Annotated in this window: 19 protein-coding genes; 16 read left to right on the top strand and 3 right to left on the bottom strand. The window is 44.9% G+C overall.

Annotated features, from left to right (window positions below; all coding sequences use genetic code 11):
- The first annotated feature begins 287 nt into the window (after positions 1 to 287).
- The 3 genes from JNUCC31_RS24010 to JNUCC31_RS24020 all read left to right on the top strand — a co-directional run bounded on the left by JNUCC31_RS24010 (position 288) and on the right by JNUCC31_RS24020 (position 3,778).
- Positions 288 to 1,193, top strand: a complete 906-nt coding sequence (locus JNUCC31_RS24010; RefSeq protein ID WP_017689672.1) for an ABC transporter permease — start codon at positions 288 to 290, stop codon at positions 1,191 to 1,193.
- A gap of 30 nt (positions 1,194 to 1,223) precedes the next feature.
- A complete protein-coding gene (locus tag JNUCC31_RS24015; RefSeq protein ID WP_192265388.1) occupies positions 1,224 to 2,123 on the top strand; it encodes a carbohydrate ABC transporter permease in 900 nt (299 codons plus the stop codon).
- 101 nt (positions 2,124 to 2,224) lie between these two features.
- A complete protein-coding gene (locus tag JNUCC31_RS24020; protein ID WP_416234327.1) occupies positions 2,225 to 3,778 on the top strand; it encodes an ABC transporter substrate-binding protein in 1,554 nt (517 codons plus the stop codon).
- 94 nt (positions 3,779 to 3,872) lie between these two features.
- Here JNUCC31_RS24020 and JNUCC31_RS24025 read toward each other — a convergent pair whose 3' ends face one another.
- Both JNUCC31_RS24025 and JNUCC31_RS24030 read right to left on the bottom strand, forming a co-directional pair.
- On the bottom strand, positions 3,873 to 5,021 hold the full coding sequence (locus tag JNUCC31_RS24025; protein ID WP_192265408.1) for an MGDG synthase family glycosyltransferase: 1,149 nt from the start codon (positions 5,019 to 5,021) through the stop codon (positions 3,873 to 3,875).
- A gap of 50 nt (positions 5,022 to 5,071) precedes the next feature.
- The gene (locus JNUCC31_RS24030) at positions 5,072 to 5,599 is read right to left on the bottom strand and encodes a phosphatase PAP2 family protein (protein WP_192265410.1); all 528 of its coding nucleotides are present in this window, start codon (positions 5,597 to 5,599) and stop codon (positions 5,072 to 5,074) included.
- Positions 5,600 to 6,312: 713 nt separating this feature from the next.
- On the opposite strand from JNUCC31_RS24030, the gene JNUCC31_RS24035 reads away from it, so the two are divergent.
- The 9 genes from JNUCC31_RS24035 to JNUCC31_RS24075 all read left to right on the top strand — a co-directional run bounded on the left by JNUCC31_RS24035 (position 6,313) and on the right by JNUCC31_RS24075 (position 15,132).
- On the top strand, positions 6,313 to 7,551 hold the full coding sequence (locus JNUCC31_RS24035; RefSeq protein ID WP_062320219.1) for a glycosyltransferase family 2 protein: 1,239 nt from the start codon (positions 6,313 to 6,315) through the stop codon (positions 7,549 to 7,551).
- A 299-nt stretch (positions 7,552 to 7,850) separates the two neighbouring features.
- Positions 7,851 to 8,345: a translation initiation factor IF-3 gene (infC, locus tag JNUCC31_RS24040; RefSeq protein WP_192273298.1), complete on the top strand. Its 495-nt coding sequence runs from the start codon at positions 7,851 to 7,853 to the stop codon at positions 8,343 to 8,345.
- A 24-nt stretch (positions 8,346 to 8,369) separates the two neighbouring features.
- The gene (rpmI, locus tag JNUCC31_RS24045) at positions 8,370 to 8,570 is read left to right on the top strand and encodes a 50S ribosomal protein L35 (protein WP_062320217.1); all 201 of its coding nucleotides are present in this window, start codon (positions 8,370 to 8,372) and stop codon (positions 8,568 to 8,570) included.
- Between the two features lie 77 nt (positions 8,571 to 8,647).
- On the top strand, positions 8,648 to 9,007 hold the full coding sequence (rplT, locus tag JNUCC31_RS24050) for a 50S ribosomal protein L20 (RefSeq protein WP_017689664.1): 360 nt from the start codon (positions 8,648 to 8,650) through the stop codon (positions 9,005 to 9,007).
- 578 nt (positions 9,008 to 9,585) lie between these two features.
- The gene (locus JNUCC31_RS24055; RefSeq protein WP_192265411.1) at positions 9,586 to 10,626 is read left to right on the top strand and encodes a BMP family lipoprotein; all 1,041 of its coding nucleotides are present in this window, start codon (positions 9,586 to 9,588) and stop codon (positions 10,624 to 10,626) included.
- A 341-nt stretch (positions 10,627 to 10,967) separates the two neighbouring features.
- Positions 10,968 to 12,506, top strand: coding sequence for an ABC transporter ATP-binding protein (locus JNUCC31_RS24060; protein ID WP_192265413.1), 1,539 nt, complete (start codon positions 10,968 to 10,970; stop codon positions 12,504 to 12,506).
- Positions 12,499 to 13,578 (top strand): ABC transporter permease, encoded by a 1,080-nt coding sequence (locus tag JNUCC31_RS24065; RefSeq protein ID WP_192265428.1) that lies wholly within the window; start codon positions 12,499 to 12,501, stop codon positions 13,576 to 13,578. The genes JNUCC31_RS24060 and JNUCC31_RS24065 overlap by 8 nt, the downstream gene beginning before the upstream one ends.
- The gene (locus JNUCC31_RS24070) at positions 13,579 to 14,541 is read left to right on the top strand and encodes an ABC transporter permease (RefSeq protein WP_053780423.1); all 963 of its coding nucleotides are present in this window, start codon (positions 13,579 to 13,581) and stop codon (positions 14,539 to 14,541) included.
- A gap of 213 nt (positions 14,542 to 14,754) precedes the next feature.
- Complete coding sequence (locus JNUCC31_RS24075) at positions 14,755 to 15,132, top strand: hypothetical protein (RefSeq protein ID WP_192265430.1); 378 nt, start codon at positions 14,755 to 14,757, stop codon at positions 15,130 to 15,132.
- Between the two features lie 6 nt (positions 15,133 to 15,138).
- Here the strand turns inward: JNUCC31_RS24075 and JNUCC31_RS24080 are convergent, their stop codons facing one another.
- Positions 15,139 to 15,582, bottom strand: coding sequence for a GNAT family N-acetyltransferase (locus tag JNUCC31_RS24080; protein WP_192273300.1), 444 nt, complete (start codon positions 15,580 to 15,582; stop codon positions 15,139 to 15,141).
- Positions 15,583 to 16,183: 601 nt separating this feature from the next.
- On the opposite strand from JNUCC31_RS24080, the gene ilvB reads away from it, so the two are divergent.
- The 4 genes from ilvB to JNUCC31_RS24100 all read left to right on the top strand — a co-directional run bounded on the left by ilvB (position 16,184) and on the right by JNUCC31_RS24100 (position 21,375).
- Complete coding sequence (gene ilvB / locus JNUCC31_RS24085; RefSeq protein ID WP_192265437.1) at positions 16,184 to 17,935, top strand: biosynthetic-type acetolactate synthase large subunit; 1,752 nt, start codon at positions 16,184 to 16,186, stop codon at positions 17,933 to 17,935.
- Entirely contained in the window at positions 17,932 to 18,414 is a 483-nt protein-coding gene (ilvN, locus tag JNUCC31_RS24090) for an acetolactate synthase small subunit (protein ID WP_076289931.1), read from the top strand. The genes ilvB and ilvN overlap by 4 nt, the downstream gene beginning before the upstream one ends.
- 300 nt (positions 18,415 to 18,714) lie before the next feature.
- Positions 18,715 to 19,707 carry a ketol-acid reductoisomerase gene (gene ilvC, locus JNUCC31_RS24095; RefSeq protein WP_024628318.1) on the top strand — a complete coding sequence of 331 codons (993 nt, stop codon included), beginning with the start codon at positions 18,715 to 18,717 and terminating at the stop codon, positions 19,705 to 19,707.
- A 126-nt stretch (positions 19,708 to 19,833) separates the two neighbouring features.
- Positions 19,834 to 21,375 (top strand): 2-isopropylmalate synthase, encoded by a 1,542-nt coding sequence (locus JNUCC31_RS24100; RefSeq protein WP_192265439.1) that lies wholly within the window; start codon positions 19,834 to 19,836, stop codon positions 21,373 to 21,375.
- The last annotated feature ends 168 nt before the right edge of the window (positions 21,376 to 21,543 follow it).

The raw sequence follows: 21,543 nt of genomic DNA on the forward strand, positions 1-21,543 counted from the left end.
ATGTATGCGTTTACATCAATGATGGACAGGGAGAATATACCCGATTTCCTTGGCTAAAGTTCAACTTTCGCTTTATTGTTCACTACGTTTAGGTTATGTACGATTTCAAGATTTGTGAACACGCTGCTGTTCATTTCAGTGTTTGTTGATTTTGTTCATATTGAAATGTGCAGAATCGTTCATGAACTGATCGAATGATTCAGTATCCGATAGGTTCGAGGGCATCTACAATAAAAACAGAGCTTCACTGCGCAATGCACCGCAAGAAATTCGGGAGGGATCGAGCCATGCTCAAAGAATTGAACAAAAACAAAATCATGTTCCTGATGCTGCTGCCAACACTGATCTTTTTTCTGATTAACTCGTATTTTCCGATGGTGGGCATTTACTATGCATTTACCCGTTATGATTTTGAAGGAGGGCTGTTCGGAAGTCCTTTCGTGGGCCTGGAAAATTTCAAGTTTCTATGGCAATCGGGAATGCTGCTGAAGCTCACTACCAACACTGTGGGCTATAATCTGGCCTTCATTATATTAGGCAACGGGCTGGCGATCTTCTGTGCCATTATGCTTAGTGAAATCAGGGGCAGATTATTCAAAAAAATTACGCAATCGGTGATGTTCTTACCGTATTTTATCTCGTTTGTACTCTTAAGTGTAATCGCTTACAACATGTTCAACTATGAATCCGGTTTTGTGAACACAGTACTCAAACGTTTCGAGGCAGGTCCAGTCGACATCTACAATACACCCTGGATTTGGGTATTCCTGATCATTATTTTTTACCTTTGGAAAAATCTTGGGTATAGCATGGTCATCTACCTTGCAGCCATCACAGGCATAAGCGATGAGTATTACGAAGCCGCCCGGATTGACGGGGCCAACATCTTTCAGCGAATTTGGTACATTACCGTCCCCATGCTGAAACCGACATTTGTCATCCTGTTGTTGTTCTCGCTCGGTAGCATTATGAAAGGTCAGTTTGATCTCTTTTACCAACTTATTGGAAATAACGGCGTTCTGTATAACGCTACAGATATCATCGATACGTATGTGTATCGTTCCTTGAAAGTAACGTTTGATATCGGAATGGCTACTGCCGCAGGTTTATACCAGTCGCTGTTTGGCTTTATTTTGATCATGACAGTCAACTACATTATTCGCAAAGTGAATGAGGACTACGCTTTGTTCTAAAATGTCCGCAGGGCAGAAAGGAGATCAACTATGCATACTCGTGCCAGAGATTCGGAGTTTACCCTACTGTTTCAAATGATTGCTTACAGCGTCATTGTCATTCTTTCCATTATATGTTTACTTCCGTTTCTGCTCATTCTATCCGGTTCGTTCAGCAGCAACGAATCGATTGTGAGAGATGGATACCATCTTTTTCCGACGGATTTTTCCCTGGAAGGTTACAAGATGGTGTTCAAGTTCCCGACCCAGGTGCTCAAAGCCTATGGCGTAACGGTTTTTACAACCGTGGTGGGTACTGCCCTTGGATTGTTTCTTATTACGATGGCGGGATTCGTGCTGCAGCGCAAAGATTTCAAGTATCGCAACACCTTTTCGTTCTTTATCTACTTCACAACGTTGTTTGGCGGGGGATTGGTACCTTGGTACATTATGCTGGCAAATTACTTCAATCTCACGGATACGTACACCGTGTTGATTTTTCCGGGATTGATGACACCTTTCCTCATTATTTTGATGAAAAATTTCATTCGTTCAGCCGTTCCAGAAGAACTGATTGAATCTGCCAAGATTGACGGGGCGAATGATTTTCGCATGTATTGCAGTATTGTACTGAAACTGGCGATGCCTGGCATCGCGACCGTAGGTTTGTTTCTTGCACTGGGTTACTGGAATGACTGGTTTACCTCATCACTCTTCATTAACGATCCGGATATGTACCAACTGCAATTTTATTTGTACAACACGATGAATACGATTACCTTCATTGACCAGATGGCCATAGGCACCGGTATAACGCTAAGCCAGGATGTACCTACCGAATCCACCAAAATGGCAATGGCGATCGTGGTGACTGGACCCATTTTGTTCCTGTATCCATTTGTGCAGCGTTATTTTGTCAAAGGACTTACGATTGGAGCGGTAAAAGGTTAGAACGTGAACGCGCTGTGAACGAAGGGCTGCCGGAAGGTTTGCTTCCCGTCTGAACCACGGCGAATCAACGCTAACATATAAGGTCTACACAAAAAGGGAGGATGCGTATGCGTAACAAAACAATTCGGCACCTGTCTCTGGTATTTGCCCTGATGCTGTTCGCCGGGATACTCGCCGCATGTAATAACGGTTCGGGGGGATCGGCGCAAGGAAGCGAGCAGGGGAGTTCTTCTGGGAATAAAGGTGAGAAGGTAACACTGCAATTTTACATGCTTGGTGATGCACCTAAAGATCTGCCCGTAATTGAATCCGAGATCAACAAATTGGCTGAGGCGGATCTGAATGTGAACGTGAAATTCAACTACACTTCCTGGACCGACTGGGATCAAAAATACAAACTGCTGCTGTCCTCCGGCCAGCCGATTGATCTGATCTTTACTGCGGATTGGACGTTCTACCAGTCATATGCGAAAAAGGGAGCATTCCTGCCGCTGGATGAGATTCTGCCCAAAGCTGCGCCAGCGCTAAAATCCCATGTACCTGAAGACATGTGGAATGCGGTCAAAATCAATGACAAAATCTATACCGTGCCATCCACCTGGATAGAGTATGTGACAGAAGGAATTGCGTACCGTGAAGATCTGCGCGAAAAGTATAATCTTCCTAAACCCGAATCGGTGGAGACGCTTGAAGCTTATCTGGAAGGGATTAAAGCCAATGAACCGAGTATGACTCCAATCGCGGATAGCAATGCGAACCATACCCACGGTATTCGTCAATTGACATCCAAGCTGGTGAATACGGCCGGTCAGCTCCCTTATGGGCTGGATATCATGTATGATACACCTTCAAGTATAACTTCCTATTGGGGTTCTGCGCAGCATCTGGAAGACCTGAAAACGTACAAGCGTTGGATGGATAAAGGCTTTTTCCCGAAAAACGTGCTGAATGTAAAAGATACCTCCAACTCATTGCTGCAAAATGGAAAATCAGCAGTTGTTCTGTCAGGAGAGAATCCCAATAAGTTTAATGCTGATGTAATCAAGGTGCAGTCCACGCATCCGGATTGGAAGCTGGGTTATTTCCCTTACCCGAATGCGAAAGGGTTTGCACAGCCGGTTCATCCAATACACAACGGTTTCGCTATCCCGCGGAGCAGTAAAAACCCGGAGAAAGCGTTGGCATTCTACGAGAAACTCGTTACAGACAAACGTTATAACTGGCTCACCGAGTACGGTGTGGAAGGTAAAAATTTTGAAGTGCAAGATGGCTATTACAAAATGGTGGGAGACGCTCAAACCAACGGATTCCCGCGTGAAGGCATGAATGGTTGGGCTTGGCGTAATCCAGACTTCATGCTCTATGACAAAACCTTCGATGATGTGCTGACCATGTTTGAAGAGCTGGACAAAATCAAAAAGCCGGATATCTTCACAGGTTTTGCTGAGGACTGGACCCCGTATCAGGCCGAAAAGGCAGCACTTGAACAGGTTGAAAAACAATATCTGTATCCGCTTAATGTAGGTTTGGTGGAAGACGTGGAAGCGGGATTAAACACATTTATGGAGAAAGCCAAACAGGCAGGTCTGGAAAAAATTCAGACGGAGTACACCAAACAGTGGCAGGAGTATTTGAAGTCGGCGGGCATTCAATAGTTTGTACTTTCTTTCATATTTTTATATCAAAAAAAGGTGCCTTCATTTATTCGAAGGCACCTTCACTATATGGATGAGAGCTTGTTTGAAGCCGTTAAGGTCTGGCTTGGTCAGTAGGGTAGGGACGCAGGTCCAGCAGGTCGATAATACTCTGTGCACTCTGCATGGGATAATACTTGGCGATCTGCGCCAAGTGGCGTTTACGTTTACGAACGATATCGGGGTAGTTATGGAGAAGTTTATTCATCCATTTTACAACCACGTCAAGTGACGTAATGGACTCACCCAAACCCCTTGAGGTGAAATAATGGACATTCTCTTCTTCCTGACCCGGTATGGGATTGTGGAACAACATGGGTATACCTTTTGCCAAACCTTCACTGCACGTCATTCCGCCTGGTTTGGTGATCAGGAGATCGGATACTTCCATTAATTTGTCTACTTCATTGGTATAACCGATAATATGAATGTTTTCTTTCTGGTACAACGGGTTTTGTTCCATGCTGATTCGACTTTTGTCGTTGCGACCAAGGCAGAAAATAATCTGTACATCCTCATGCCAGCGTATCAGTAATTGGTTCACTACCTCATCACTGAGCATGCCCCAGCCTCCGCCCATGACAAGCACCGTAGGCATGTTTTTTAATTTGAACTTACTGCGAATCTCATCCCGTCGGGGATGTTCCCAAAAATTAGGGTGGATCGGAATGCCGGTCACCCTAATCTTATCAATAGACACACCCCTCAGCATTAATTTGGACTTTACCTCATCGGTTGAGACAAGATACAAGTCCACCTCAGGGCTGATCCAAGTCCCATGCGCGTCATAATCGGTGATGACTGTACAAAGCGGAACTTGTACGCCCAGGCGCTTCAACCTGGATATAATCGCGCTGGGGATGGGATGGGTGCACACAATAGCATTCGGACGAAGCTGACGCACAACACTGCGTGTATGGGTGTAAAACAACTTGTGCAATGCGAGTGTGGTCAGCCGATTCAAAGATTTTTTATATTGATGCTTGTATACATACCCGATAAGCTTGGGCTGGTTAATGACTGTTTTTTTGTATGCGGTTATAATGAGTGGCGCCATTCTGGGATTTAGAAAGCTTCCCAGCTCAAGCACTCTGGTTTGCACATCCGGTGACAGTTTCCGCAGACTGCTGGAAAGTGCATAAGCGGCTTGGGTATGACCAGCGCCAAAGCCTTCAGATAATAGTAATACTCTTTTTTTCTCCACGCTTGCTTCACCTGTTCCTGCTAGGTTTTCCTTAGTCTAACATATCCACATTATGTCCATAAAGCAACTGTTGCAAGTGCGACTAAAGTACCGATTGTCGCCCCGGCGAGTACGTCTGAGGGATAGTGTAATCCCAAGTAAATTCGAGAAAATCCGACAATTAAGGCAACAGGCAGTAGCATCAGTAACAAGAATGGCTCCATGGCCATAAACGGAACCGTAACCGAGAATATGGCGGTAGTATGCCCTGAAGGGAACGAATGGTCCGTCAGGGGGTTACGGAACGTGATTGTATCCGGTAAGGCAAGGTAAGGACGGATACGCGGATACAGTTTTTTGGCGATGGCTACGGGAATATGACTCACCGCAAGCGCGATGCAAGCCTGCAGCCCTGTTGTATTCCAAGGGGCGGGAGCCAGCAGCCAAATGAGCAAGGATACTGCAATAGAAGACGTTGCTCCGCCCAGATGAGTGAAATAATACAGCCAAAAGTTCATAAATCGATTATGAAGGCGACCATTAATCCACATAAATACATTTCGATCATACTCTTGAAACTTTACGAATAAACGGCTCATAGTGGCCTCCTGCCAGTAAGGCCGCCCAAGTTGGCGGCAGTATTTCCGGTAAATTGCTGTGTCCGGTTTAGTCCTGATTAGTATATAACCGTTTTTCGTAAACTTGAGGTTATTTCAGGTATATGTTTATCATATTTTTAAATGTTGTCCTTTTCAAGAAGAACACATGTGAAGAAAGTAAATTTCATGTTAAAGAGTGGATAAACACCCAACTTAACTTTTTGACTCGGACGAGCCAAAAAAGATACAATGATTCAACATGGCTGAAATGAGGTAAAAAAATGTGAGTTTTAAATTAAACTTTTTGTGGTCTGTTTACGTTATTTAATATAGAGCCTCTGTTAATCTGTATCAGCCTGGAGAAAAAAGCAGGGACTTTAGAAATAAAAATCAAGTAAACGGCTGAAAATAAGATATAACAGGCATGAATGCGAGGTTGCAGTATCACAAACTGCCAATTCAGCGTTTAAAGTTCACATTTCTGCTTCAGGAAGTGGAATTGCGGTTTTGACAAATGGCTGAAAAGCATACAAAATCGATAAAGCAGCCAAATGGCAATAACCATGCTTGAAACATTGCCTCAAATATTTGCGTAGTAAACCAAAGAACAGGGTCATATTCTGCAGATCACAAATAAAAATAAAGATGCAGAATCAGGAAGAGAAATGTCTTAAAGTAATCTGGGTTTGAAAAAAAGGGGGTAACAGAGAACGATGTTGGACGCTATATTCGTCACGTTGCAGGTCATTCTGGCACTGCTAGCCGTGTACCAATTCACGTTTTCGCTGTTCGGTCTGATTAAGAAAAAGAAAAAAAACCATTATCCGGCGACAAAGTCATTCGCTGTACTCGTCGCAGCACACAATGAGGAACAAGTCATTGGTGCCTTGATGGAGAACTTGAAACAACTTGATTATCCGGAAGATCTGTACGATGTGTTTGTCATTTGCGACAACTGTACCGATGGAACGGCTCAAATTGTAAGACAGCATGGACTGAATGCTTGTGTACGTACCAATGCCGATCTGAGGGGTAAAGGGTACGCGATAGAATGGATGCTGAAGTACCTGTGGAAATTGCCACGTCAATACGACGCAGTTGTTATGTTTGACGCGGATAACTTGGTTGACCGTAACTTCTTGCTTGAGATGAACGATGACTTATGCAATGGTTCACGTGTTATCCAAGGATACATTGATACGAAAAATCCGGAGGACTCCTGGATTACTGCGGCATACGGTGTATCTTATTGGTACATCAACCGTTTGTGGCAGTTGTCCCGTCATAACCTGAATATGGCGAATTTCCTTGGAGGTACTGGAATGTGCTTCGAGACCAACCTGCTCAAGGAAATTGGTTGGGGCGCGACAAGTCTGGTTGAAGATTTGGAGTTTACGATGCGCAGTGTTCAGCGTAATGTATATCCTGTTTTTAACTATGATGCCAAAGTATTTGATGAGAAACCGTTAACCTTTAAAGCTTCCGCAAGACAACGTCTTCGCTGGATGCAAGGCCACTTTACGGTCGCGCGTAGATATTTCTTCCCGCTGCTATGGCAAAGTATCAAAGAAAGAAGCTTGGTGAAGTTTGACCTTGCTGTGTATGGCGCAAATGTGTACGTTGTTTTGCTTACGTTTCTGATGACAGCTGCCCTGTGGGTGGATACAGCGATATTCAGTGGTCCGCATATCGCAAACATATACGGGTACTTCCCGCTCTGGGTAGGATTTGTAGCGATTGGACTGAATATCCTGACATTTTTGTTGTCCATGGCTCTGGAGAAGGTTACGTTTGCCAAAGTATATCTGTACCTGATCCTGTTCCCAATTTACCTGCTCTCTTGGTATCCAATTACGTTCTATGCGTTCTTTACGCAGAACAACAAACAATGGAGCCATACCCAACATACACGTGTTGTACGTTTGGATGAGGTGCAGAGCAAGCAGGGATAACTAATACTGAGCTTGTTGTCCAATAAAATATTGTGGAAGTGTTGACAATGTTTTTGCAGGATGTTATAGTATTCAAGTGCGTTAAATGAATAGCTGTGGAATCACAAGTAGAAGTCCGACTTCTCACCTGATCAACTCATGTTGACTGGTCAACGATCCCAATAATTTATGAAGTTGTATACTCATGAAGAATTGTGTTGATTACAGGGATGTCGGTAGCTTAACCGGCATCCCTTTTTTTTTTGTGTAACAGGATATTCAAAATGACCTGGAGGTGGACGGTTATTAGTAAAGATCACATGATTAATGATGAGATTCGGGCGAAGGAAGTACGCCTTGTCGGAGCTGAAGGGGAACAAATTGGGATCACGCCGATTCGGGAAGCACTTCAAATGGCGATTGACCTGAACTTGGACCTGGTCAATGTGGCACCACAGGCTAAACCGCCGGTATGCCGCATTATGGACTATGGCAAATTCCGCTATGAGCAACAAAAGAAAGACAAAGAAGCCCGTAAGAACCAGAAAATTGTTGACATTAAAGAAGTATGGTTCCGTTCCAATATTGAGGAGCATGATTATCAAACGAAGCTTCGGAATGTAGTTAAGTTTTTGAAAGAAGGCGACAAGGTGAAATGTTCCGTTCGTTACCGCGGACGTGAAATTGCGCATGCCGCCATTGGTCAACGGATTTTGGAACGCGTTAAAGTGGAAGTTGCAGAACTTTGCACTGTTGAACGCCAACCGAAATTGGAAGGCCGCAGTATGATCATGATTCTGGCTCCTAAAGCCTGATAACATTGGAGGAGGAAACACAAAATGCCTAAAATGAAAACACACAGCAGTTTGAAAGGACGCTTCAAAATTACCGGTTCCGGTAAAGTCCTGCGTTACAAAGCTCACAAAAACCACTTGCTTTCCCACAAATCAAAACGTGCTAAGCGCGTTCTGAACGGTAACCCAGTTATGGCTGCCGGGGACGTAAGACGTTTGAAACAAGGTCTGGCTAACTTGAAATAGTAAATCCGTATGGGGGATCGGCTTAGGTCGTACACATACTACGGATACATTTAATATTTATTGGGAGGTTCTTTAATATGGCAAGAGTAAAAGGCGGTTTTGTAGTACGTCGTCGTCATAAAAAGGTTTTGAAACTGGCAAGAGGTTATTTCGGTTCCAAACACCGTATTTTTAAAACAGCTAACGAGCAAGTAATGAAATCCCTGGTTTACGCATACCGTGACCGTCGCAACACGAAACGTAACTTCCGCAGACTGTGGATCGTTCGTATCAATGCTGCAGCACGTATGAATGGTTTGTCTTACAACAAACTGATCCATGGTTTGAAACTTGCTGGTGTAGACATGAACCGCAAAATGTTGGCTGATCTGGCCGTTAATGACATCAATGCGTTCAACTCTTTGGCTACTGTAGCTAAAGGCAAAATCAACGCTTAAAACTGTTTATGCAAGCCGCCGTACCTATATGGCGGCTTTTTTTACGGCTTGAAGAGATCTGTAAAAGAGATATCCGGTATTTGAACGAATAGGCTGCTGCCTGTAAGGGCACTATGGGAAGTATATGATGAGTGAATAACAGACTGTCTAAATACATAAAATACGAACGGTGAAATAATGCAAATAAAAACGGAGGATTTCCACTTCTCACCAGAAGACATGGTAAGTTTTTGTTATGTAACATTACATCGTTGTAACGTTAGTGTGTTAAACCATTAAAATATTAAGCGCTTTCAACAAAAAAAGAACAAAAATAAGTGATAATTGGTGATGAAACATCTGGATTTTACCACGGGTTGAATGTATAATCACCTCTAGTAGGCTAGTCCTAAACTTCTCTCTTCATGTCATAATGTTCGGTTTTTCGACAGGTGATCCGATTGTTTAGGAATAAGAATGCGCTTTTAATGTCGAAGAAACCATACATTCCGCATAAAAGCCATATTATCGATCTGTTGATCCGTTCTGTTTTGGCCTGAACAGGAAGTAGGTATATATCATTAAGGGGGAACAGAGAAATGAAAAAGATGCTCAGCTTGTCTTTGGTCATGTTGCTGGCAGTATCGGTTATGCTCGCAGGTTGCGGTAGCAAACCGAAAGAGGAAACAAATGCCGGAGGAACTGCAGGTGGCGAAAACACTGAAGCTAAATCCGATTTGAAAATCGGGATGGTTACAGACGTAGGTGGGGTTAACGACAAATCGTTTAACCAATCTGCTTGGGAAGCTCTGCAAGCAACTGAAACTGAAACAGGTGTAGCTGTTAAATACCTGCAAAGTAAATCCGATGAAGAGTACATTCCTAACCTGAACGAGTTCGTTAAAGGTGGATATGACCTCACTTGGGGTATCGGTTTCCAATTGGCTGATGCAATCAAGACTGTAGCTGAACAAAATCCTGATTCTAAACTCGCGATCATCGACAGTGTTGTTGATGCTCCTAACGTTAAATCGGTAACATTTGCTGAAGAAGAAGGTTCTTTCCTGGTGGGTGTTGTAGCTGGTCTGACAACGAAATCGAACAAAATAGGCTTTGTTGGCGGTATGGAAAGCCCACTGATCAAAAAGTTTGAAGTAGGCTTCAGAGAAGGGGTAAAAGCGGTTAATCCTAATGCTGAGTTCATTTCTAACTACACAGGTGCATTTGATAAACCTGATCTGGGTAAAGCAGCAGCGGCAACACTCTATAACAAAGGTGTAGATATCATTTTCCACGCTTCCGGTGCTACAGGTAATGGTGTGTTCATCGAAGCAGGTGCTCGTAAGAAACAAGGTCAAGACGTTTGGGTTATCGGTGTAGATAAAGACCAATCTCTGGAGTTTGGCGACGATGTAACACTGACTTCGATGATCAAAAAAGTTGACGAAGCTGTTAAACGTGTAAACCAAGAAATTATCGATGGAACATTCAAAGGCGGAGCTGAAAACCTGACTTTGAAAGAAAACGGTGTAGGTATCGCTGATACTTCTACGAAAAACGTTCCTGCTGATGTACTTGCCAAAGTGGACGAGTACAAAGAAAAAATCATCAACGGCGAAATCAAAATTCCTACAGAATAATCTGATTCTGCCTGTATAAATGAATAATCATCGAGGCCGGTCTTGACCGGCCTTATGATTGTCAGGACAGGAAAATTTGCTCAAGTCATCATAACAATTGTACAGCTTTGCAGTGGTGCTAGGAGATAACTCATAGCAAAAGAAAGAGGACTTCGTATCAACGCTCCGGTAGGAGCTTCTCTTAAGATTATGGAATGCAGAAGTTTCCAGTGAAACTGAAGGATTCGATCATCCTAAGAAAAAGTACCGCTAAAAATGCGGTCATCTTCCTTGAATAAACGTCGATAGACGTTTTTCTTACGTTTGCGGAACCACACTATATCAGGTATAAGGGTGATTACATGGGTGCAGCAACCCCCGTCGTTGAGTTAAAACAAATCACGAAGCGTTTTCCAGGCATTGTTGCCAACGACGCTATCAGCCTTCAGCTTCGTAAAGGCGAGATCCATGCTCTACTGGGCGAAAACGGCGCTGGTAAGTCAACGTTGATGAACATTGTATTTGGTCTCTATCAGCCGGATGAAGGTTCCATTGAAGTGAATGGCAAGCCAGTCATCATCGACAGCCCTAATAAAGCAATCGATCTTGGCATCGGCATGGTGCATCAGCACTTTAAGCTTGTTCAGCCGTTCACGGTAACAGAGAACATTATTTTGGGATCCGAACCAAGGAAAGGTCTCAACATTAATTATAAAAAAGCAGCTGCTGAAGTGCAGCGACTGTCTGAATTGTATGGACTCAAGGTTAACCCGCATGCCAAAATTCACGATATCTCCGTCGGTATGCAACAACGTGTGGAAATTGTGAAGACTTTGTATCGTGGTGCGGACATTCTTATTTTTGACGAGCCTACAGCGGTATTGACTCCTCAGGAAATTAAAGAACTGATGGTGATCATGAAGAAGCTGGTAGCCGAAGGCAAGTCCATTATTCTAATCACACACAAACTGAAAGAGATCATGGAGATTTCCGATACAGTGACGATTATTCGTCGTGGTAAAGTGATTGATTCGGTTACAACGTCCGAGACGAATCCAAACGAACTCGCCGAAAAAATGGTTGGCCGCAATGTCACTTTTAAAGTGGACAAAAAGCCGGCTACACCAGGAAACAATGTCTTGGAAGTCAGCAAATTGACTACCAAGAATAAAGAAGGTATTTCGGTTCTGAACGAACTCAATCTGAATGTTCGTGCAGGAGAGATTGTGGGGATCGCAGGTGTTGACGGTAACGGGCAAAGTGAACTGATTGAAGCTCTTACTGGACTCCGTAAAGTGGATAGCGGTTCGATCCTTCTTGAAGGTAAAGAGCTGTCCAACCATTCTCCACGTCATATTTCGGAGTCAGGGGTAGCCCACATTCCGGAAGACCGACACAAACACGGACTTGTTCTAGATTTTTCAGTGAGCGAAAATATCGTGCTGGAATCATATTATAAAGCGCCTTATACTCGTAAAGGATTCCTTAACTTCGATGCCATCAAAAAGCAGGCGAAGCGGCTTGTCGAGACATTTGATGTGCGTACGCCAAGCATCGAGACAAAGGCCCGTTCTTTGTCGGGGGGGAACCAGCAGAAGGCCATTATCGCACGTGAGGTTGATAAAAATCCTGAACTGCTTATTGCTGCCCAACCAACTCGTGGTCTGGACGTAGGGGCTATTGAGTTTGTTCAGAAACAGTTGATTGCACAACGTGATCAGGGTAAAGCGGTCTTGCTGATCTCATTCGAGCTGGATGAAATTATCAACGTATCTGACCGAATTGCAGTCATTTATGAAGGACAGATTGTGGGCGAGGTGCTGCCGGAAGAAACCAATGACAGGGAGCTCGGCTTGATGATGGCGGGCAGCACCCAAAAGAGAGGTACTGAACATGAGTAATGTATTGAAATGGTTTACCCGTGATTCATTTATTTTACCTGTTGTAGCCATCATTATGGGTCTGATCCTCGGCGGCATTGTCATGCTGATCGGTGGATACAACCCCATTGAAGCTTATAGTGCGTTGTTTACGAAAGTTTTCGGAGACATGTACAACTTTGGTGAAGCTGTTCGTGAGATGACACCGCTCATCATGACTGGACTTGCTTTTGCATTTGCGTCACGTGCAGGGCTGTTTAATATCGGAGGAGAAGGACAGTTTCTCGTCGGCATGACAGCGGCCACCTTTGTTGGGGTAAAGTTTGCAGGTCTGCCGATCTACATTCATGCTCCGCTGGCTTTGATCGCCGGTGCGGTATTTGGTGGTCTGTGGGCAGCTATTGCCGGCTACCTGAAAGCAGCACGTGGGGTTAACGAAGTTATCAGTAGTATCATGCTGAACTGGATTGGTCTTTATCTGGCGAACCTGATCGTACGTCAATTCCTGCTTTTAAAAGGTGAAAATCGTTCGGTCGATATCAGTGATACGGCTTCGATTAGTCTGACATGGTTGTCCGAACTGATGGGTAACTCCCGTGTGCATATGGGAACATTAATTGCCCTTGTTATGGCGGTGCTCTTTTATATTTATATGTGGAAAACCAAACAGGGATACGAGATTCGAGCTGTAGGATATAACCCGAATGCGGCAGAGTATGCAGGTATGCATGTTAATCGCAATATCGTAAAAGCGATGTTTATCAGTGGTATGCTCGCAGGTCTTGGTGGTGCGTTCCAGGTGCTCGGGGTGTTCCAGTATCAGACTGTTATGTCGGGTTCACCAGGAACAGGGTTTGACGGCATCGCCGTTGCTCTAATTGGTTTAAATCATCCGTTTGGAGTGTTGCTGGGCGCATTGCTGTTCGGTACGCTCACATATGGATCTGCGGGAATGAGCTTTGCTGCAGATGTACCGCCCGAGATTATTCGGATTGTTATCGGTTCGATTATCTTCTTCATTGCGGCACAAGGCATCGTGCGCTGGGTACTTAAACCGTTCTATTCCAAGCGCAAGAAAGAGAAGGTGTTGTAGATGGACTTGTTGACAATTGGGCAAATTATCAATACGACGCTTGTCTTTGCCACGGCATTGATTTTTGCATCCTTGGGCGGGATTTTTTCGGAAAAATCAGGTGTGACCAACCTTGGACTTGAAGGTTTCATGGTATTTGGTGCCTTTGCTGCAGGGATTGCTGCGCATTATGCACAAGAAGCTGGCATGGGAGGGACGACATCTGCCTGGATGGGGATTTTGTTCGCAGTTGTGCTGGGGGTCGTTGTGTCGCTGATCCATGCGGTTGCCTCGATTACGTTTAAGGCTGACCAAATTATCAGTGGTATCGTCATTAACTTCCTGGCAGCAGGAAGTACACTTTATTTGGTAAAGCTCCTGTTTGAAGGATCAGGAGATTCACCTTTGGTACAAGGGTTTAGCAAGTTTGATGTACCACTGTTAAAAGATATACCGTTGCTTGGTGAAGCTTTCTTCAAGAACGTGTATCCAACAACTTATCTGGCCATTCTGTTTGTCTTCCTGACGTATTACATCATGTACAAAACTCCATTCGGTCTTCGTCTTCGCTCGGTTGGTGAACATCCAAGTGCTGCGGATACTGTTGGTGTTAAAGTACGTCGTTACCGTTATATTGCGGTCATGATCAGTGGTGCACTGGCTGCCATTGGTGGAGCTGCAATCACACTGACTACAACAGGCACATTCTCCCATAATACCGTTTCTGGTCAAGGTTATATTGCAATTGCGGCCATGATCTTCGGTAAATGGAATCCGATTGGTGCTTTTGGCGCGGCTGTATTCTTTGGTTTCTCACAAGCCATCCGAAACTATGTACAATTGTTTGAATGGTCTCAAAGTATTCCCCAGGAAATTATTTATATGCTGCCTTACCTGCTCACCATCATTGTGCTTGTCGCGGCTGTTGGACGTTCTTCTGCTCCTTCTGCACTCGGTGAACCATATGATCCAGGGAAAAGGTAACGACATAATTATGATTTCCCATATAATGCTTTACTTAAAAAGGTTCGCCTCGTGCGAATCTTTTTTTTTGTTTAAAAAAGAAAAATATCAGAATACTAGCGTTCTTAACTGTTAAAGAGAAAGACCCATATTTTCATTTAGGGACAAAGAAACAGGCGAAGCCAACCATGGACGAATACACTGTTCTGAACGATCCGAGGAGGAGGGGAAAGTATGAAACAACATGTTACGCGTGATGAAGCGATAAAATTAATAGGCAAAAATATTGTCGCGATCAAAAAAGACGGTACGCGGGTGACTGGGAGACTGTTAAAAGTATCCGGCAATAAACTGGTACTGAAACGTGCTGTTGGCAAAAAAGTGCGAACCAAAGCGATTTTGCCACTGGTATTATTTGATTTACTCGCCGTCGCTACGCTGCCTTATGCTTACGGCCCTGGTCCTGGGTTCGGCCCTGGTGGTCCTGGATATGGCCCCGGGTATGGCCCCGGACCCAAACCGGGCCCAGGATATGGCCCTGGATTTGGTGGTGGATTTGGGCCAGGTCCTGGATATGGACCCTACGGACCACGGCCACCAGGATTTTTCTAGGCCGCTTTACAGCCTTTTTTCCAACTCATAACAGCGGCTTAACATAATGTATCTAATTGTTATATATCCGTTTTTTTGGTAAAATCGAAGTCCCTTTGCATTGCCTTCATCCACCATAACTTTGGATCTTTTGCAGCCTCGAGATACAGCGAAGTGTTCGGCTTGGTGCAGCAAAGTCTGTCCGTATCGCTTTCGTTGTTCTTTGGTGGTAACAGCCATCATATCCACATACAGCAGTTCACCATGCATGAGAAAATGAATGAATGCAACAGCTTCTTTGTCTGGCTCCGGTGAGACAACAAAGGTCATGCCCCTGTTCATTCGCAGGGGTATTTCTTTACGTATTTTGTTGATTTCAATTTCACTCATATGAGATAGAGGAACAAGTTGAGAGTCAATCAGCCTCATTATGGCGGCATCATCCAACTTGGATTTGCGTTGCCGAATCACCATGGGAACCCTCCTTTCAGGACCAGTCGTGCTGCTCGTATATCCTATGCTTGAGAGAAGTTAAAAGGTGACTGAATGAAGCGCGGGAATGAGGGAAACGTTAAAGGCTGGAGATGGAGGTTTAGGGACGTTCTGAATTTTTATACAAAAGGGGTATTGACTTATCGGTTAGAGGAATCATATAATGTTCCTAACATTTAACGAGAATATTTCATCGGCTATGAAGAGGACGAAGTTTTAAGGGCTCTTTTGATCAGAGAGTGGCTGGAATTGCTGAAACCACCACCATTACCCCTTATATACGAGCTCACCTCGGAGCTGTTTTCCTGAAAAGCATTGGATGTCACTCCAATTTGGTTATTAGGGAAAATCGTATGTCTGCGTTACAGACAACAGGTATGGAGAACGGCTATGTCGTTTGATCTATCGTTTTTTGTACCTGGTAAGGTCCGTTATTGCGAAATTTCGGACAAAGTTGGGTGGTACCACGGAAGCAACAACCTTTCGTCCCTCGCAAGCATGAACTTGTTTGCAGGGATGGAAGGTTTTTTTTGTAACTTTAAATGTCAGAATGATGTAAATTCCGAGAGGAGGATGACTAATGGGAGCTCAAATTCCAGAAGTACGATCGACAGATGAATTACGTGAAAAATGGATGAAGCCGGAGGTCATTAGCGGTTCCGAAATTCTGCTGAGAAGCTTGTTGCTGGAAGGTGTAGAGTGCGTTTTTGGTTACCCGGGCGGTGCAGTGTTGTACATTTACGATGCAATGTATGGTTTCGAGGACTTCAAGCATGTGTTAACCCGTCACGAACAAGGTGCCATTCATGCAGCTGATGGATATGCACGGGCTAGTGGAAAAGTCGGTGTCTGTATCGCTACCTCCGGACCAGGAGCAACCAATCTGGTTACCGGTATTGCAACGGCGTATATGGATTCTGTCCCACTCGTAGTGATTACGGGAAATGTTATTTCCAGCTTGATCGGGTCGGATGCTTTCCAGGAAGCAGACATTACCGGAATCACGATGCCAATCACCAAGCACAGTTATCTGGTAAAAGACGTGAAGGATCTGCCGCGTGTCATTCATGAGGCATTCCATATTGCCAATACGGGCCGTAAAGGTCCAGTACTGATCGATATTCCGAAGGATGTATCGGCTAACAAAACGTTGTTTGAACCGATGACTGAACCTGTTACATTGAGAGGGTATAACCCGCGGACTGTACCGAATAAACTTCAGGTAGATCGACTGGCTCAAGCGATTCAGGAAGCAGAACGTCCTATGATTCTGGCAGGCGGTGGCGTGGTTTACTCCGGTGGACATGAAGAACTGTTCGAGTTTGTGGAGAAGACAGGTATTCCAATCACGACAACACTTCTTGGACTTGGAGCTTTCCCAAGTGGTCATGAATTGTGGACCGGGATGCCGGGTATGCACGGAACATACACTTCCAATCAGGCGATTCAAAAAGCCGATTTGCTGATCAACATCGGAGCGCGTTTCGATGATCGGGTAACAGGTAAGCTGGACGGGTTCGCTCCACATGCCAAAATTGTTCATATCGATATTGATCCGGCTGAAATTGGCAAAAACATTGCAACGGACATTCCGATCGTTGGTGATGTGAAGACGGTGCTCGAAATAGCGAACAAGGAAGTGCAGCGTGCAGAGCGTGCAGATGCTTGGAGAGACCAGATCAAGCAGTGGAAACAAGAAAAACCTTACAGCTACACGGATTCAGATGAGGTGCTGAAACCACAGTGGGTTGTTGAAATGCTGAATGATACAACCAAAGGTGAAGCAATTGTAACTACAGACGTTGGACAGCATCAAATGTGGGCAGCACAATATTACAAATTCAATCAGCCACGTTCATGGGTAACCTCCGGTGGACTCGGCACAATGGGCTTTGGATTCCCTTCTGCAATCGGTGCTCAAATGGCTAACCCGGACAGGCTTGTTATTTCCATTAACGGTGACGGCGGCATGCAGATGTGTTCTCAAGAACTCGCGATTTGTGCCATCAACAACATTCCGGTAAAAATTGTTATTATCAACAATCAGGTGCTTGGAATGGTGCGTCAGTGGCAAGAGATCATCTATGAGAACCGTTACAGCCATATCGATCTGGCAGGAAGTCCTGATTTTGTGAAACTGGCTGAAGCCTATGGAGTAAAAGGTTTGCGTGCAACCAACAAGGAAGAAGCCGAACGTGCTTGGCAAGAGGCTCTGGATACACCGGGACCAGTCGTTGTTGAATTCGTAGTACGCAAGGAAGAAAACGTGTATCCAATGGTTCCGCAAGGAGCGACAATCGATCAAATGCTGATGGGGGATGCTGAAGAATGATAAGACATACGATTTCGATATTGGTCAACGATCAGCCAGGCGTCCTTCAGCGGGTATCGGGGTTGTTCGGTCGACGGGGATTCAACATTGAGAGTATAACGGTAGGTCAATCCGAGGAACCGGGCTTGTCAAGAATGGTTATTGTGACGATTGGTGATGACAAAACGCTGGAACAGATCGAAAAGCAGTTGTACAAAATCATCGATGTCATCAAAGTGGTTGATTTCAGCCTGAAACCGATGGTCGCCCGTGAACTTGCGTTGATCAAGGTGAAGGCTGAGCCTTCAGAACGTCCTGAGATTCTTGGTGTAGTAGAAACTTTCCGTGCATCGGTTGTGGATGTTGGCCCCGGAAGTCTCATTGTACAGGTGGTCGGGGATACGGATAAAATTGATGCGATGATCGAATTGCTTAAGCCATACGGCATTCGTGAACTGTCACGTACAGGAGTAACTGCATTGGTGCGAGGCAACGTTTAAACAGAGATATTGAAAAAAAAGCATGGTTTGATGCTTATCAACGGAACGACAAAGGTATGTTAGCAGCATTAAGCTGAGAAATACCGTTAATCTTAAATGAAGTGCCAGTCCCGTATTAGCTGCAATTCAACATTTTAGCGATGTAACGCTTGACAATACAGCCACACCCCCGCATTAATGGGCGGGTGTCTGAACGGATCGGATCAGACCAGAAACGCTGAGGCAAGAAAGCGATCGGTCCCTTGAGACACCCGCTCATTAATGAAGGGTTCTTTACAATACAAAGGAGGACTTATAAACATGCCAGTAACTACTTATTATGAACAGGATGCAGAGCTTAGCGTATTGAAAGGAAAAACGATCGCGGTCATCGGTTATGGTAGCCAGGGTCATGCCCAAGCCCAAAACCTGCGCGACAGCGGATTGAACGTAGTCATCGGACTTCGTGAAGGTAAATCTTTTGACACTGCAAAAAATGACGGATTTGAAGTTCTGTCCCCGGCTGAAGCAACTAGCCGTGCAGACGTGGTTCAAATTTTGCTGCCTGACGAAACACAAGCTTCTGTATACAAAAATGAAATCGAACCAAACCTGAAAAAAGGCGCTGCATTGCTCTTCTCTCACGGTTTCAACGTTCATTTCGGTCAAATCGTTGCTCCAAAAGACAGCGATGTATTGCTGGTAGCTCCTAAGTCCCCTGGCCACATGGTACGTCGTACCTACGTGGAAGGTTTCGGTGTACCGGGCCTGATCGCAATTGAGCAAGATGCAACAGGTAAAGCAAAAGATATCGGTTTGGCATACGCAAAAGGTATCGGTTGCACACGTGCAGGCGTGATTGAAACTTCCTTCCGCGAAGAAACAGAAACAGATCTGTTCGGTGAGCAAGCTGTTCTGTGTGGCGGTGTAAGTGCCCTGGTGAAAGCTGGATTCGAAACGTTGACAGAAGCGGGTTATGCTCCTGAAATGGCATACTTCGAGTGTCTGCACGAATTGAAACTGATCGTTGACCTGATGTATGAAGGTGGACTTGCAAGCATGCGTGATTCCATCAGTAACACTGCTGAGTACGGTGACTATGTAACTGGACCACGCGTGGTAACTGAAGATACGAAGAAAGCAATGAAAGAAGTCCTGACAGATATCCAACAAGGTAAATTTGCACGTGACTTCATCCTGGAAAACCAATCCGGCCGTGCATTCCTGACAGCAACTCGTCGCAACGAAGCTGAACACCCAATCGAAGTGGTTGGCGGACAATTGCGTGAAATGATGCACTGGATCAAGAAGTAGGTAACAACTTTAAGTTAGTCAAGTAAACTTACAGCTTTAACCGGGAATAGCGGCCGTGCATATGCGTGTGCCGCTATTGCTGGTTTAGAAGAAATCCATACATTACAAGTCTAGGAGGTGCGAGGCGTGCGTAAAATCTATGTATTTGATACAACGCTGCGTGATGGAGAGCAATCCCCAGGAGTCAATCTGAACACTCGTGAAAAGGTGGAAATTGCCCACCAGCTCGAGCGGCTTGGTATTGACCGGATGGAAGCCGGTTTTCCGGCGGCATCTCCAGGCGATCTGGCGGCAGTCAATGCAGTTGCCAAAGCGGTCAAAAACGTTACCGTTATTGGCTTGTCCCGCTCCAGAGAGCAGGATATTGATGCGGTAAAAGAGGCGCTGAAGGGCGCTCAGGACCCGTGTATTCATATCTTTTTGGCAACTTCACCCATTCATCGTCAGCACAAATTGCGCATGGACAAAGGCCAGGTTCTGGATACGGCTCGTTCCGCGATTCGTTATGCGAAGAAAACTTTTTCGAAGATTGAATTCTCCCTGGAGGATGCAGGTCGTACAGAATATGATTTTCTCGTAGAGATGGTGAATATGGCTGTGGAAGAAGGCGCGGCTGTTGTGAATATCCCGGATACGGTTGGATATCTGAGCCCATACGAGTACGGTAATATTTTCAAACATTTGAAGGAAAACGTACATGGCATTGAAAAAGTACAGCTGAGTGCACATTGCCATAATGACCTGGGAATGGCTACTGCCAACACTCTCGCAGCGATCCTGAATGGAGCCGATCAAATTGAGGGAACCATTAACGGAATCGGTGAACGTGCGGGTAATACCGCTATTGAAGAGATTGCCATGGCACTGGAGACACGTCAGGAATTTTTCCAGGCGAAAACTTCGCTGCAACTTTCTGAGATTGCGCGGACCAGTCGTCTTGTCAGTCGTTTGACGGGGATGGTTGTGCCTGGCAATAAAGCGATAGTGGGTGCGAATGCGTTTGCACACGAATCAGGCATTCACCAGGACGGCATGCTGAAAGAGAAAACAACCTACGAGATTATGACGCCAGAGACCATCGGTCTGAAGGAAAGCAAGCTCGTATTGGGTAAACACTCGGGACGTCATGCCTTCCGTGAGCGCTTGATTGAGCTCGGTTACGAATTGGAAGATGAAGCATTGAACCGTGCTTTTGCCCAATTCAAAGATCTGGCTGATAAGAAAAAAGAAGTGACAGATGAGGATTTGCTGGCGGTCATCGAAGAGAAATTACAGGATGCACCTGAGGTGTTCAAACTGGAATCCATCTTTGTGACCTATGGTGATGAATCCATTCCAACGGCTAAAGTTCGTATTGCTACACTTGATGGTAATACAGTGGAACAAAAAGCAGAAGGAAATGGATCAGTAGATGCCATCTATAATGCGATTGACCAAGTAAGCGGGGAAGAGGTAACGCTATCCGACTACTCGATCAAATCGGTTACGCATGGTAAGGATGCGTTGGGTGAGGTTCACGTCGTACTTACTCAAAATCAAATTTCCGTTCAGGGACGCGGCGTAAGCACAGATATTTTGGGTGCCAGTGCACGTGCTTATGTGGATGGATTGAATAAATTAATTGAAAAACGCAAGACGTATACGAATCGAGTTAATGTCAACCTGTAACACCCATTTGCAGCAAGCATAATTCTTCATTGGACTGTGTTGATGCTGAATGGAGATGGTGAGATGGAGTTCACCAACCCTTCTTTGCATTGCAGTTCGGTGAGGTACATAAAAAGTCTGACCCTCAAATCTTGAGAGTCAGACTTTTTTGCGGTTACTTGATATAAA

The sequence above is a fragment of the Paenibacillus sp. JNUCC-31 genome (assembly GCF_014844075.1).
Taxonomy (GTDB): Bacteria; Bacillota; Bacilli; order Paenibacillales; family Paenibacillaceae; genus Paenibacillus.

Coding starts and splice junctions, on each gene's coding strand:
- JNUCC31_RS24015 (WP_192265388.1), top strand. CDS start 1,224: ATGCATACTCGTGCCAGAGATTCGGAGTTTACCCTACTGTTTCAAATG.
- ilvN (WP_076289931.1), top strand. CDS start 17,932: ATGATAAGACATACGATTTCGATATTGGTCAACGATCAGCCAGGCGTC.
- JNUCC31_RS24055 (WP_192265411.1), top strand. CDS start 9,586: ATGAAAAAGATGCTCAGCTTGTCTTTGGTCATGTTGCTGGCAGTATCG.
- JNUCC31_RS24075 (WP_192265430.1), top strand. CDS start 14,755: ATGAAACAACATGTTACGCGTGATGAAGCGATAAAATTAATAGGCAAA.
- rpmI (WP_062320217.1), top strand. CDS start 8,370: ATGCCTAAAATGAAAACACACAGCAGTTTGAAAGGACGCTTCAAAATT.
- ilvB (WP_192265437.1), top strand. CDS start 16,184: ATGGGAGCTCAAATTCCAGAAGTACGATCGACAGATGAATTACGTGAA.
- JNUCC31_RS24020 (WP_416234327.1), top strand. CDS start 2,225: ATGCGTATGCGTAACAAAACAATTCGGCACCTGTCTCTGGTATTTGCC.
- JNUCC31_RS24010 (WP_017689672.1), top strand. CDS start 288: ATGCTCAAAGAATTGAACAAAAACAAAATCATGTTCCTGATGCTGCTG.
- JNUCC31_RS24065 (WP_192265428.1), top strand. CDS start 12,499: ATGAGTAATGTATTGAAATGGTTTACCCGTGATTCATTTATTTTACCT.
- JNUCC31_RS24070 (WP_053780423.1), top strand. CDS start 13,579: ATGGACTTGTTGACAATTGGGCAAATTATCAATACGACGCTTGTCTTT.
- infC (WP_192273298.1), top strand. CDS start 7,851: ATGATTAATGATGAGATTCGGGCGAAGGAAGTACGCCTTGTCGGAGCT.
- ilvC (WP_024628318.1), top strand. CDS start 18,715: ATGCCAGTAACTACTTATTATGAACAGGATGCAGAGCTTAGCGTATTG.
- rplT (WP_017689664.1), top strand. CDS start 8,648: ATGGCAAGAGTAAAAGGCGGTTTTGTAGTACGTCGTCGTCATAAAAAG.
- JNUCC31_RS24030 (WP_192265410.1), bottom strand. CDS start 5,599: ATGAGCCGTTTATTCGTAAAGTTTCAAGAGTATGATCGAAATGTATTT.
- JNUCC31_RS24035 (WP_062320219.1), top strand. CDS start 6,313: ATGTTGGACGCTATATTCGTCACGTTGCAGGTCATTCTGGCACTGCTA.
- JNUCC31_RS24060 (WP_192265413.1), top strand. CDS start 10,968: ATGGGTGCAGCAACCCCCGTCGTTGAGTTAAAACAAATCACGAAGCGT.